The 12,171-nt window shown below is 74.3% G+C and carries 8 protein-coding genes and 1 pseudogene; 4 read left to right on the forward strand and 5 right to left on the reverse strand.

The features are described from left to right. Nucleotides 1-63: 63 nt before the first annotated feature. Nucleotides 64-645 (reverse strand): annotated as a pseudogene (locus PV341_RS38745) (TerD family protein); the annotation flags it as partial. Between the two features lie 118 nt (nucleotides 646-763). Between PV341_RS38745 and PV341_RS38750 the strand changes: the two are divergent. Further along, nucleotides 764-1,273, forward strand: coding sequence for an NUDIX domain-containing protein (locus PV341_RS38750; RefSeq protein WP_500332179.1), 510 nt, complete (start codon nucleotides 764-766; stop codon nucleotides 1,271-1,273). Between the two features lie 21 nt (nucleotides 1,274-1,294). On the opposite strand, the gene PV341_RS38755 is transcribed toward PV341_RS38750, so the two are convergent. Continuing rightward, nucleotides 1,295-3,649, reverse strand: coding sequence for a glycoside hydrolase family 31 protein (locus tag PV341_RS38755; RefSeq protein ID WP_500360263.1), 2,355 nt, complete (start codon nucleotides 3,647-3,649; stop codon nucleotides 1,295-1,297). A 220-nt stretch (nucleotides 3,650-3,869) separates the two neighbouring features. On the opposite strand from PV341_RS38755, the gene PV341_RS38760 reads away from it, so the two are divergent. Further along, entirely contained in the window at nucleotides 3,870-5,885 is a 2,016-nt protein-coding gene (locus PV341_RS38760) for an acetoacetate--CoA ligase (RefSeq protein ID WP_500360264.1), read from the forward strand. Nucleotides 5,886-5,919: 34 nt separating this feature from the next. Here the strand turns inward: PV341_RS38760 and PV341_RS38765 are convergent, their stop codons facing one another. After that, the gene (locus PV341_RS38765) at nucleotides 5,920-7,239 is read right to left on the reverse strand and encodes an aminotransferase class I/II-fold pyridoxal phosphate-dependent enzyme (protein WP_500332176.1); all 1,320 of its coding nucleotides are present in this window, start codon (nucleotides 7,237-7,239) and stop codon (nucleotides 5,920-5,922) included. A gap of 47 nt (nucleotides 7,240-7,286) precedes the next feature. On the opposite strand from PV341_RS38765, the gene PV341_RS38770 reads away from it, so the two are divergent. Both PV341_RS38770 and PV341_RS38775 read left to right on the forward strand, forming a co-directional pair. Further along, nucleotides 7,287-8,636, forward strand: a complete 1,350-nt coding sequence (locus PV341_RS38770) for an MFS transporter (RefSeq protein ID WP_500332175.1) — start codon at nucleotides 7,287-7,289, stop codon at nucleotides 8,634-8,636. A gap of 31 nt (nucleotides 8,637-8,667) precedes the next feature. Further along, nucleotides 8,668-9,600 (forward strand): DUF8829 domain-containing protein, encoded by a 933-nt coding sequence (locus tag PV341_RS38775; RefSeq protein ID WP_500332174.1) that lies wholly within the window; start codon nucleotides 8,668-8,670, stop codon nucleotides 9,598-9,600. A gap of 73 nt (nucleotides 9,601-9,673) precedes the next feature. Here PV341_RS38775 and ptsP read toward each other — a convergent pair whose 3' ends face one another. Both ptsP and PV341_RS38785 read right to left on the reverse strand, forming a co-directional pair. Then, on the reverse strand, nucleotides 9,674-11,344 hold the full coding sequence (gene ptsP / locus PV341_RS38780; RefSeq protein ID WP_500332173.1) for a phosphoenolpyruvate--protein phosphotransferase: 1,671 nt from the start codon (nucleotides 11,342-11,344) through the stop codon (nucleotides 9,674-9,676). A gap of 80 nt (nucleotides 11,345-11,424) precedes the next feature. Then, nucleotides 11,425-11,874, reverse strand: coding sequence for a PTS sugar transporter subunit IIA (locus tag PV341_RS38785; protein ID WP_499510571.1), 450 nt, complete (start codon nucleotides 11,872-11,874; stop codon nucleotides 11,425-11,427). Nucleotides 11,875-12,171: the final 297 nt, after the last annotated feature.

Raw genomic sequence — 12,171 nt, forward strand, 5'->3', positions numbered from 1 at the left:
GGGTGCATTCGAATGTTAGGGGAGACCGGTGGGGTTGGGGAGTTGTTAAAGAGACAGGTACTGCGGCGGTGGCGGCGCGGCGGCCGGTGCGACCGGCGCCTCGGGCGTCTGCGGCGTGTCCACGGAGATGCCGAAGTCCGTGGCAAGCCCGGCCAGCCCCGAGGCGTAGCCCTGCCCGACGGCCCGGAACTTCCACACCCCGCCGCGCCGGTACAGCTCGCCGCCGAGGAAGGCCGTCTCGGTCGTCGCCAGCATGTCGAACCGCGCGATCTCGGCCCCGTTGCGGGCGTCGAGCAGCCGCAGCCGCAGCCCCGGGACCTGTCCGAAGGTCCCGCCGTCCGCGGAGGCGCACAGCACGATCCGCTCGACCGCCGGCTCCACGCGGGCCAGGTCCACGTCGAGCGCGTCCGAGGCCGGTCCGGGACCCGCCTGCTTACCGGCGTGCCGCACGGCGCCGGAGGCGTGCGCGGGCTGGTTGTAGAACACGAAGTCGGCGTCCGAGCGCACGCGCCCGTCGCCGTTCAGCAGCAGCGCCGATGCGTCGACGTCGGGCACGCCGGGACCCGCGGTCCAGTCGAGCACGGCCCGCACGGCGGGCACGGGAACCGGCAGATTGGCGCCTTTTCCGAGGGATTCGGGTGTCACGGACGTCAGTGTGCCCTCTCACCCGCCACCACGGACAGGGCTCCGCACACGACACCCGTGCCCGGGCAGCCGTACGGAACCGTCCGGTCCCCCGGACGCGGTCCGCTACAGTCCGCGCGTGACCACTCGTCAGAAGGACAGCCACTGCTCCTACTGCGGTACGGAGTTCGCCCCCGGCGCGGGCTGGCCGCGCACCTGCGCGGCCTGCGGCGGCATCACGTACCGCAATCCGCTCCCGGTCGCCGTCGCCCTGGTGCCCGTGCGCACCGCCGAGGGCACCGGTCTGCTCCTCGTGCGCCGGGCGATCGAGCCGCGGCGCGGACTGCTCGCCCTTCCCGGCGGCTTCGTGGACCTCGGCGAGACGTGGCAGGAGGCCGTCGTCCGCGAACTCGACGAGGAGACCGGCATCAAGGCGGCCGCGGGCGAGGTACGGCTCGCCGACGCCCTCAGCGGCGACACCGGGCACCTGCTGGTCTTCGGCCTCCTGCCCGAGCGTGCCGCCGAGGACCTCCCGCCCGCCGTCGTCACCGACGAGACCGACGGCCGGGAACTCCTCCTCGCCCCCGCGGAACTGGCCTTCCCGTTGCACACCGAGGCGGTGCGCAACTGGTTCGACGGCCGCTACTGAACCGCCGCCACCGAACGGCGGCTACTGCACCGCCGTGCCGCGCACCCGCACCCGGTACCCCACCTCGTCGTGCTCCTCACGCTCCACGACGACCCCGCCGTCCGCCACCCGCGAGCCGAAGCGCTCCACCCGCGGGTCGGCCCATCCGTCCCCGGCGTCGGTGATCAGCATGCCGCCCCCGGTGCGCCCGGGCGCGGGCGTCCACACCTCCAGCGTCACGGTGCCGTCCTCCTCCGCCACCGGCACCACGGCACCGGCCCTGGCCAGCAGCGGGATGCGCTCCGGCGGCGCGGGCAACAGCACCTGCCCGGGCCCCTGGTACGCCTCCCCGGTCGCGGTGTCGTACCACAGGCCCCGCGGCAGCCGCACCGCCCGTTCCGTCGCCCCCTGCTCCAGCACCGGCGCCACCAGCAGCGCGTCCCCCAGCAGGAAGGCGTCCCCGCAGGCACGCAGCTTGCGGTCCTCCGGATCGCCCCACCACACCGGCCGCACATAGGGTGCGCCCGAACGCCGCGCGGTGTGCGCCAGCGTGTACAGGTACGGCATCAGCCGCTCCCGCCCGCGCATGGCCGCCCCGGCCGCCTCCAGCACCTGCGGCCCGAAGCCCCACGGCTCGCGGTGACCGGCGTGGATCGCCGAGTGCGTGCGGAAGAACGGGAAGTACGCGGCCATCTGGAACCAGCGCAGGTACAGCTCCGGCGACGGGCTCCCGGTGAACCCGCCCACGTCCGGACCCGAGTACGGCACCCCGCACAGGCCGAGCCCCAGCACCAGCGACAACGAGGAACGCAGCCCGGGCCACCCCGTCGACACGTCGCCCGACCACGTGCCGCCGTACCGCTGCATGCCCGCCCAGCCGGAGCGCGAGAACAGGAACGGCCGGGAGCCGGGGCGCAGTTCACGCAGCCCCTCGTGTCCGGCGCGCGCCATGGTCAGCCCGTACACGTTGTGCGCCTCGCGGTGGTCGCCGCCGCGGCCCTCCAGGGCGTGCCGGGCGGAGCGGGGGAGGGTGGTGTCGCCGAACGCGGCGAAGGACACCGGTTCGTTCATGTCGTGCCACACCCCGGCGAAGCCCTGGGCGAGCCGCTCCGCGTAGAGCCCGCCCCACCACTTGCGCACCCGCGGGTCGGTGAAGTCGGGGAAGACGGCGTCGCCCGGCCACACCACGCCGCGCACCGGACGCCCCTGCGCGTCGCGCACGAAGGCGTCGCCCGCCGCCCCGCTGTCGTGGACCGGGTTGCCCGGCTCCAGCTTGACCGCGGGGTCCACGATCGACACCAGGCGCACCCCGTGCCCGCGCAACTCCTCGGCGAGCGCGGGCAGGTCGGGGAAGTGCTCGCGGTCGACGGTGAAGACCCGGTGGCCGTCGTAGTGGTCGATGTCCAGGTGCAGCGCGGACAGCGGCAGTTCGCGGTCGCGGTAACCCGCCGCGACCCGCCGTACCTCCGCCGCCGTGCCGAAGCCCCACCGCGCGTGCTGGTACCCCAGCGCCCAGCGCGGCGGCAGCGCGGGCCGGCCGGTCAGCGCGGTCCAGGAGGCCAGGATCCGCGCGGGAGTGCCGGGGATCACCCAGTAGCGCAGCGGGCCGCCGTCCATCCGCGTCTCGCAGCCGCCGGGGCGGTCGTGGCCCGATCCCGCGCCCTCCTCGCCGTCACGCAGGGTCACCCGGCCGTCCCAGGTGTTGTCGTGGAAGACCAGGTGGCTGCCCGCGTCCGCGACGACCAGCTGCAGCGGCATGGTGATGTACAGCGGATCGGTCTCCGGCTCGAAGGCGCCGCCGGGGTCGGTGTTCCACAGCCGGTACGCGCCCTCGCCCAGCCGCGGCCCCGAAGCCCGCCCGCCGAGCCCGAACACGTCCGCGTCCGCCGGCGTCTCCGAGCGCTGCACCCAGCGCGGTTCCGTGCCCTCCGCCGCGTTCACCGGGTCCCACCAGCGCGGCGGCAGGTCACGACGCAGCAGCAGACCTCCCGGCGTGCGGAACTCCACCGCCCCGTGCCGGGAGACCAGCACCGTGATGCGCTCCGACACCACCCGCCAGCCGTCCTTGTCGGGCTCGATGACCGCCCGGGTGTCGGCGTCGGGGCAGCCGCCGTCCAGCGCGTACGACGGCTCCGGCTCGGCACCGTCCCAGCCGCAGAACACCGCGCCGCCCGCCGCGACCCGCACCCGCAGGGTCGACCGGGCGAAGCGGACCACCCCTCCGCCCGGCAGCGGATCCGCGCCCTCGGCGGACCCCGGCACCCGCGCCCGCTCCGGCCCCCGCCGCGGGAGGTCCCGCGCGTCGGTGCGTTGCCGGCGCCACGCCGCGCGCACCGCCCTCAGCCCGTTCGCCGATCCGACCTGCCGTACCTGTCGCACCAGGTCCCGAGCATCCATAAGGCCCACCCTTTCACCGTTCCCGCCCGCCCCGCCGCCGGCCGGCCACCTTCCACCTGGCGGCCCGGCACATGCTTCCACCCCCGAATGTGTGGGGGGTGCCCTGGCGCCGGAGACGATCACGTGGCATCGTCCTGCCCAGCCGCGACCGGGGACATTCCGCCCGGCCGGGGTCCAGCCGCACATCACGCAGCGTCGCGTACCGTCCGGGAGCCGCCCCATGAGCACCACACCTGAGCCCACCGCCGACCCGGCGACCGAGCAGCCGCTGTGGCAGCCCGGCCCGGACCGAGTCTCCGGTGCCCAGGTGACGCGCTTCCAGGCCTGGGCCGCCGAGCACCACGGCGCGCCCGCCCCGGACGCCGCGGACCCCGTCGCCGGCTACCACGCGCTGCATGCCTGGTCGGTGCGCGAGCCCGGGACCTTCTGGCGGTCCGTCGTCGAGTGGTTCGACGTGCGCTTCTCCTCCCCGTACGAGACCGTCCTCGCCGACGCCGCCATGCCCGGCGCGAAGTGGTTCCCCGGGGCCACGCTCAACTACGCCGAACACGCCCTGCGTCCCACCGGCGACGCCGCCCGGGCCGGTGAGCCCGCCCTGCTCCACCTCGACGAGCGGCACGAGATCGGCTCCACCAGCTGGGCCGAGCTGCGCCGCCAGGTCGCCTCCCTCGCCCACGAGCTGCGCGCCCTCGGCGTCCGCCCCGGCGACCGGGTCAGCGGCTACCTGCCCAACGTCCCCCAGGCCGTCGTCGCCCTGCTCGCCACCGCCGCCGTCGGCGGTGTGTGGACCTCCTGCGCCCCGGACTTCGGCGCCCGCAGCGTGCTGGACCGCTTCCAGCAGGTCGAGCCCGTCGTCCTGTTCACCGTCGACGGCTACCGCTACGGCGGCAAGGAGCACGACCGCACCGGCGTCGTCGCCGAGCTGCGCGCCGAGCTGCCCTCGCTGCGCGCCGTCGTGCACATCCCGCTGCTGGGCACGCCCACCCCGGAGGGCGCCCTGGAGTGGGAGTCCCTGGTCTCCGGCGACCCCGAGCCGGCGTACGAGCAGGTCCCCTTCGACCACCCGCTGTGGGTGCTCTACTCCTCCGGCACCACCGGCCTGCCCAAGGCCATCGTCCAGTCCCAGGGCGGCATCCTGCTGGAGCACCTCAAGCAGACCGGCCTGCACCTCGACCTCGGGCCGCGGGACCGGTTCTTCTGGTACACCTCCACCGGCTGGATGATGTGGAACTTCCTCGTCGGCGGCCTGCTCGCGGGCTCCACGATCGTCCTGTACGACGGCAGCCCCGGCTTTCCCGACACCGGCGCCCAGTGGGGCGTGGCCGAGCGCACCGGCACCACCGTCTTCGGCACCTCCGCCGCGTACGTCATCGCCTGCCGCAAGGCCGGCGTCCACCCCGGCCGCGACCACGACCTGTCGGCCGTCACGTGCGTGGCCACCACCGGCTCCCCGCTCCCGCCGGACGGATTCCGCTGGCTCCACGACGAGGTCAAGGAGGACCTGTGGATCGCCTCCGTCAGCGGCGGCACCGACGTGTGCAGCTGCTTCGCGGGCGGCGTCCCGACCCTGCCGGTGTACATCGGTGAGCTGCAGGCCCCCTGCCTCGGCACCGACCTGCAGGCCTGGGACCCGTACGGCAAGCCGGTCACCGACGAGGTCGGCGAGCTGGTCGTCACCAACCCCATGCCGTCGATGCCCATCCACTTCTGGAACGACCCCGACGGCAGCCGCTACCACGACAGTTACTTCGAGATGTTCCCGGGCGTCTGGCGGCACGGCGACTGGATCACCCTGACCTCGCGCGGCACGGTGGTCATCCACGGCCGTTCCGACTCCACCCTCAACCGCCAGGGCGTCCGCATGGGATCCGCGGACATCTACGAGGCCGTCGAACGGCTCCCGGAGATCCGCGAGTCGCTCGTCATCGGCGTCGAGCAGCCCGACGGCGGTTACTGGATGCCGCTGTTCGTCCAGCTCGCCGAGGGCGCCGTGCTCGACGACGCCCTCCGCGACAAGGTCAAGCGCACCATCCGCGAGCAGCTCTCCCCCCGCCACGTCCCCGACGAGATCATCCCGGTCCCCGGCATCCCGCACACCCTCACCGGCAAGCGCATCGAGGTCCCGGTGAAGAAGCTGCTGCAGGGCACGCCGCTGGACAAGGCCGTCAACCCGGGCTCCGTCGACGACCTGGGGCTGCTCACGTTCTACGCGGACCTGGCCCGCACCCGCAGCTGAGCGCCCGCGGGGGTGAGGCGGCCCCGGCCCCCCCTCACCCCCCGTACGTCGCGCCGAACTCCCCGAGCACGCCGGCGAAGTCGGCGGCCAGAGCCCGCGCGTCCGCGGGCCGCAGCTCCGCGGTCGTGATGCGCACGCCGGGCCCGGCCGCCAGCCGGAACCTCGCCCCCGCGGCCACCCACCACCCGCGCGACCGCAGCCCGTTCACCACCGCCGCCTCGTCGCGCACCGGCACCCACACATTCAGCCCGCTCGCCCCGTGCGCCGCGATCCCGAGCCGCCCCAGCTCGCCGACGAGTGCCTCCCGCCGCTCCGCGTACGCGTCCCGGGCGGCCTCCACCAGCAGCCGCGCCGCCGCGTCCGTCATCAGCCGCGCGGCCATCCCCTGCAGCACATGGCTGATCCACCCCGAGGTCAGCAGCAGCCGTCCGTCGTGCCGCGCCAGCGTCGTCGGGTCGCAGGCGAGGGCCGCCCACCGCAGGTCCGTGCCCAGGTACTTGGTGACCGTGCGCACCTGCGCCCAGCGCGGCAGCCCCCCCGAGGTCAGGCTGTGCAGCGGCACGCCCGCGATCTCCGCGGCGTGGTCGTTCTCGACCACGAGGACGTCGGGCGCCTCCCGCACCACGCCGAGCAGCGCGTCCCGCCGCTCCGGCGAGAAGCACCCGCCGTACGGGTTCTGGGAGCGCGGACTGCACACCACCGCCCGCGCCCCGGCCCGCAGCGCGTCGCGCAGCGCCTCGGGCCGCATGCCCTCGTCGTCGACCGCGACCGGCAGCATGCGCAGTCCCAGCGCGGGCACCAGGTCGAGCAGATGGTGGTAGCCCGGATCCTCCATCGCCACCGCGTCGCCGGGCCGCAGTTCGACGGAGAGCAGCCGCCCGAGGCAGTCGAGCGCGCTGTGCGCGAACGTCACGTCGTCCGCCGGCACGCCGTCGCGGTCGAACCACGCGCGGGTCAGCTCCTCCAGCTCGGGAAGGCGCGGAGCCGACCGGTGCGAGCGCGCCCCGGGCGTCACCTGCACCGACGGCGGCAGTTCCGGCAGGAACGCCGGGTCCGGGTGGCCGCCCGCCAGGTCCCGCAGTCCGGCGGGCACCTTCGGCGGCCTCCTGGACGCCACGGCCGGCGCCTGTGCGACGACGGTGCCGCCGCGTCCGCGCGTGACGACGATCCCGCGCTGCCGGAGCTCCTTGTAGGCGGTCGCCACCGTGCCGGGACTGACTCCCAGGCGATCGGCCAGCGTCCGTACCGGCGGGAGCGCCGCCCCGGGGGACAACGCCCCGTCGGCCACGCCCCGTTCGACGGACGCGGCAATGCCCTTGGCGTTCGTACCGCTGATCGCATATTGTGCTGCCACATTCACAAGTATGTATCAATACAAATTTCGGGTCAAGGGGGCAGTGCATGCGATTCCCTCGCAGCCGCAGCGACATCGAGGACCTCGTACCGGGCGGCCGCGACGGCCGCCGCATGCTCTGGGTGAGCCTCACCGACAAGGCCGGATCCGGTCTCTGGTACGGCACTTCGGCTCTCTACTACACCTACGTCGCCGGACTCGCCCCGCACGAGATCGGCCTCCTGCTCGGCGTCGCCGGTGCCGTCGGCATGGCGGGCACGCCCGTCGCGGGCCGGGTCGCGGACCGCGTGCCGCTCACCCGGCTGCTCCCGGCCGTCCACGCCCTGCGTGCCGCGGCCGCCCTCGGCATCCTGCTCACCGGCACCCTCTGGCTCCTGCTGCCCATCGCCGCGCTCGGCAGCCTCGGCGACCGCGCCGCCTCGGTCCTCACCAAGCTGTACGCCGCACGCGTCGCCGGCCCGGACCGCGTCCGCTACCAGGCCCTCCAGCGCACCGTGGTCAACATCGGCTTCGGCATCGGCGGTCTCGCCGCCGCCGTCGCCCTGGCCATCGGCACCGACACCGCCTACCGCACCATGCTCATCGGGGACGCCCTCTCCTTCGTCGGCGCCGCCCTGCTCGTCCTGCGCTGCGCAGAACCGCCGTCCCCCGTGCGCGTGGTGGCCGGCGCGCCCGCCGCCGCCGGCGGGGAACCGCCCCGGACGAAGACCCCGGCCACCAGCCCATGGCGCGACCGCGGATACCTCGCCTACACCGCCACCGAGACCCTGCTGTTCCTCGACGACACGGCGCTCAACATCGGCCTGCCCCTGTGGATCGCCACCGCGACCGTCGCCCCGCACAGCCTCGTCGCCCTGCTCTTCGTGCTCAACAACGTCCTCGTCGTGCTCTTCCAGGTCCGCCTCAGCCGCCTCGGGGACGAGCCCCGCAGGGCCGCCGCCTCGCTGCCGCTGCTCGGCGTCGCCTTCCTCGTCGCGGGCGGCGCCATGGCCGTCTCGGCCGTGGACTCGACGGGGACCGCGGTCGTCGCCCTCGTCGTCGCCGCCACGGCCTTCACCGCAGCGGAGATCGTCCACGCCGCGATCTCCTGGGAGTTGTCCCTCGCCCTCGCTCCCGGCCGGTCCCAGGGTGCGTACCTCGGCGTCCACGGACTCGCACAGTCGGCCCAGCGCTCGGCGGGCCCGGTCCTGCTCACCTCCGCCGTCATGGCCGCGGGCCCGCTCGGCTGGCTCGGCCTCGGCGCCGGCCTCGCCGCCGTCTCCGTCGGCCAGCGCACCCTCGTGCGCCGCCGCCTGGACCGGCTGGACGCCGCCGAACGCCTTGGGCCGGCGGCCGCGAAGACCCACACCGTCCCCGGCGGGACGGTCACTGTCAGTGGCGGCGATTACGGTGAGTGACAGTTGACCGCCGTACCGAGGGGGAGCCGTCATGGCACATACCAAGCACCGTAAGCAGAGCAGCCGCCCCGCCCGCCGCACCGCGAGGACCGGCCGCCGCACGCTGCGCCGCGAGTCACCGACCACCGTCGCCGTCCTCACCGACCCCGCCGACTTCGCCGCCATGCGCGGCTACCGCAGTTTCACCTTCGACGACCACGCGAGCTACCTGCGGCAGATCGAGGGCCTGCTGCGGTCGCTCGCCTCCCGTGGCATCCACGTCCGCGTCGGGCCCTTCGACCCGGCCGAGTACGCCGAGTACTGCGCCGACACCGGCCACGACCCCGACAGCTCACGCTCCCGCACGCGGTACGCCGCCGACGTCACCACGGCCGGCCCCACCGTCCCCTACGCGGGCCAGCCCCTGGAACACCTCGTCACCGAGCTCGAGTACGAGGCGGGCCGCCAGGCCACCTGGGAACGGGCCTCCGGCATCCTGGCCCGCGCCGGGGACTGCGCCGGCTGCGGCGACGACCTCGCCCGCACCTCCTTCGACCGCGCCTCCCAGGCCCTGATGCGCCTCCTCGAAGCCGCGGGGCCCGGCCACCACCACCTCGTGTGCAGCGTGCCCGCCGAGGGCACCACACTGCTCGCCGCCCTGCACGCCCGCTGCGACGAGCAGGGCATGGTCCACCTCGTCGAGGCCGAGGCACTGGTCTGCTGCACCGTCATCGCCGCCGGGCTCGCCGAGGACAGCCCCGGCGGTCTCGTCCTGCGCAGCGGCGCGGGCACCGGCCAGCCCCCACCCGACCGCCCGGACGAAGTCCGCGGCTGGACGCTGCGCGACGGCTGGCTCCAACCCCTCAGCGAGGCACAGGTCTTCAACGCCTACTGCACCGACGCCGAGTCCGGAGACCCCGTGCCCCCCGAGCCCGGTGTCGTCCACCGCCCGGGATTCGTCCTCCCGCCGCCGGAGGACGACTGAGCACGGCGGAGCCCGCGAACGCCGAGGGGCGCCCCACCACCGGTGGGACGCCCCTCGGGAGGACGGGAAGCGATCACTCCCCGGACAGCACCGCCTGCGCCGCGCGCCGCGCCTCGTCGGCCGTGTCGGTCGCCCGGGCGGCCGCCGCCGCCCGCTCGCACTGCGCCAGGGTGTACTTCGCCAGCGTCGCCCGCACGTAGGGGATCGACGCCGCGCCCATCGACAGGCTCGTCACGCCCAGACCCGTCAGCACGCACGCCAGCAGCGGATCGGAGGCCGCCTCACCGCACACACCGCAGCTCTTGCCCTCGGCCCGCGCGGCCTCGGCCGCCGCGGACACCAGGTCCAGCAGCGCCGGCTGCCACGGATCCTGCAGCCGCGAGACCGAACCGACCTGCCGGTCCGCCGCGAAGGTGTACTGCGCCAGGTCGTTCGTCCCCAGCGAGAGGAACTCGACCTCCTGCAGGATCGACCGTGCCCGCAGGGCAGCCGACGGGATCTCCACCATCGCGCCGAACTTCGCGTGCAGCCCGGCCTCCCGGCACGCGTCCGCGAACGCCTTGGCGTCGATGCGGTCCGCCACCATCGGTGCCATGACCTCGAGGTACACCGGCAGGCCCTCGGCGGCCCTGGCGAGCGCCCGCAGCTGCGTGTGCAGCACATCGGGGTGGGCGAGCAGCGTCCGCAGGCCCCGCACGCCCAGCGCCGGGTTCGGCTCGTCCGCGGGCGTCAGGAACTCCAGCGGCTTGTCGGCACCCGCGTCCAGCACCCGGACCACGACCCGGCCCTCGGGGAAGGCCTCCAGCACCTGCCGGTACGCCTCGACCTGCTTCTCCTCCGACGGCGCGCTGCGGGAGTCGTCCAGGAAGAGGAACTCCGTGCGGAACAGACCCACGCCCTCCGCGCCGGCCTTCACGGCCGCCTCGACGTCCGCGGGACCGCCGACGTTCGCCAGCAGAGGCACCTTGTGCCCGTCCGACGTGGCACCCGGCCCCGAGGTCGCGGCGAGCGCCGCCCTGCGTTCCTCCGCGGCCTTCGCCAGCTCGGCCCGCCGGTCCTTGTCCGGGTCGACGTAGATGTCGCCGGTGCTGCCGTCCACGGCGATGACCGTGCCCTCGGCCAGCTCCGTGGCACCCGGCAGCGCCACCACGGCCGGCACCCCCAGCGCACGCGCGAGGATCGCGCTGTGGCTGGTCGGCCCGCCCTCCTCGGTCACGAAGCCGAGCACCAGCGACGGGTCCAGCAACGCGGTGTCGGCCGGCGCCAGGTCCCGCGCGATCAGCACGTACGGCTCGTCGCTGTCCGGGACACCGGGCATCGGCACCCCGAGCAGCCGCGCCACGATCCGGTTGCGGACGTCGTCGAGGTCCGCGACGCGCCCCGCCAGGTACTCGCCCGCGTTGGCGAGCAGCGCACGGTAGGAGGCGAACGCGTCGTACACCGCGCGCTCCGCCGAGCTGCCCACCGCGATACGGCGCTCCACGTCGGCCATCAGCTCGGGGTCCTGCGCCATCAGCGCCTGGGCCTCCAGCACCGCCTGCGCCTCGCCGCCGGCCAGGTTGCCGCGCGCGATCAGGTCGTTGGCCACCGCCTCGACCGCCTGACGTGCCCGGGCCTGCTCCCGCGGGGCCTCGTCAGCCGGAATCTGCTTGGCCGGAGGCTCGAGGACCGCGGTCCCCATGTGCCGTACCTCGCCGATCGCCACGCCGTGGCTGACACCGACGCCTCGCAGCGTTGTCTCCATCTCACCCGTCTCCGGTCGTCGCGGACGCTCGCGACCGCGTTGCCTGTGTTTATGCGTCGGGAGTGGCCTTGCCGAAAAGGCTACGTCCAAGAGAAGAGCGTGGCCCCGGCGGTCACCTCTCCGTCCTCGACGAGACCGGTCAGCGCCTCGGCCGCCGCCTCAAGCGCCACCACCGGGCACACCGGGGACTTGCCGGCGGCCTCGACCGCCGCGGGGTCCCAGCGCACCATCTCCTGGCCGCGCACCACGGTGTCGCCCTTGTTGACGAGCACCTCGAAGCCCTCGCCGTTCAGCTGCACCGTGTCGATGCCGAGATGGGTCAGCACCCCGTGCCCGTCCGCGTCCACCACGACGAACGCGTGCGCGTGCAGGGACACGACCACACCGTCCACCGGGGACACGGCCACCGACGGCTCGCGCACGGGGTCGATCGCCGTGCCGGGCCCCACCATGGCACCGGAGAACACGGGGTCGGGCACCGCGGCCAGACCGATGACGCGCCCGGTCAGGGGCGACGAGACAGTCGTCATGAGGAAGCCTCCAAGCAAGTGGTCCAGACCACTCAAGTCTGCCACCCCCTTGAGGCCCGGCACACCACGCCACCGCACGCCACCCTCGATTTGCTCCGACCGGGCGCCTCCAGTACGTTGGGTCAACCCCCGCGACGAGAACGCCACGGAGACGTGCGTGCTCACAGCGGTGCGGTAAATCCGACGGAAAGCATCTGATAAAGTCGGGGAGCGCGAAAGCCGAAAGGCAGAAACGCAAAAGCAGGAAATCCCCGCCGGCGGGAATCGGGCCCGAAAGAGTCTGATAAGCTGGTGACA

Source organism: Streptomyces sp. PA03-1a, assembly GCF_033792805.1.
In the GTDB taxonomy this organism is placed as follows: domain Bacteria; phylum Actinomycetota; class Actinomycetes; order Streptomycetales; family Streptomycetaceae; genus Actinacidiphila.